General features: G+C 43.6%; 2 pseudogenes. Both read left to right on the forward strand.

What is annotated here, in order from left to right:
* Positions 1–228: pseudogene (locus tag R7D93_RS26005) on the forward strand (amino acid ABC transporter permease); the annotation flags it as partial.
* 146 nt (positions 229–374) lie between these two features.
* Positions 375–1,070 (forward strand): annotated as a pseudogene (locus R7D93_RS26010) (hypothetical protein); the annotation flags it as partial.

The following is a 1,070-nucleotide window of genomic DNA, read 5'->3' on the forward strand; positions in this document are numbered from 1 at the left end:
GCTTATTCTAATGAAGTGATTTTCATGCTTGACGGCAGTGCGGTTGCAGGGATCGTAACCATCGTGGACTTAACTGGTGCAGCGCGCTTAGTTAACTCTCGTTATTACGCACCATTTGAGTCGTTCTTGACGGCTGGACTTTTCTATATGTCGCTTACGTTTATCATTCTTTGGTGCTTTAAACGCGCGGAAAAACGTTTCTTAGCGTACCTGCGTCCTCTGAGCTAAATCATGTATTTAAGTAATGGTACCTAAGGGTACCATTCTATTTTTGATACATTCATTCATACTTTTCTGATTTATCAACAAGACTATTACGCTCCCTTGTTCGCTTACATTACACTTCGGCAAAACCCTTGTTTAATAAGTGAAATATGAAAAAAACAATTATATCGTTGGGTCTTGCCGCTGTTGCCACCGGATGCGGTGGTGGAGAGAGCAAGTCACAATCAAACAGTCAAGTCACACCAACTCCAGTTCCTGTTCAACAAGCGCTAGAAACGGGCAATGCCCTGTTAGTTTCTGACCCAAATGACTTCATTCGTGAAAGCCGTCAAGTTGTTGAGGCGCACAAGAAACAGTCGAATGCGATCAAATCCGCGATAGCAAAAAATCTTTCGGGTCTTTACTGGGATCCGACGCATGATGCCGCGATTTTTGCTCCTACCTATGGATTCAACGACACCATCTTGATGACCAATAAAGAGATGGCGAGTGGTTACAAAGACCAAGCGTTGTCGATTGGTATTGCTGGTGAGCAAACTAATGGCCAGCGTTATGCTGTTTTAGGCAGTAACCCATTTCGAACCGCACAACGTTTTCCTGATTCTTCTAATGCGGCAATGACTCAATGGTTAAAAAACCTCGTTACTTGGTTGTCAGGTGGAGCTACTTTAAACGTCGTCATCGCGCAAATGGATCAGTCTTATTACTTTCCTGATGAGCAAGCGACGCGCAGTTGGTTAAACAACAAGATTTCACCAGACCTGACATTTAATGAAGCTAACCTGTGCGACGGTTCAAAATTACTTAGCTGCTTGAAAGCCGATAAGCCAAACCTGTTGATTCTG

Source organism: Vibrio sp. YT-15 (assembly GCF_033337445.1).
Lineage (GTDB): Bacteria > Pseudomonadota > Gammaproteobacteria > Enterobacterales > Vibrionaceae > Vibrio > Vibrio alginolyticus.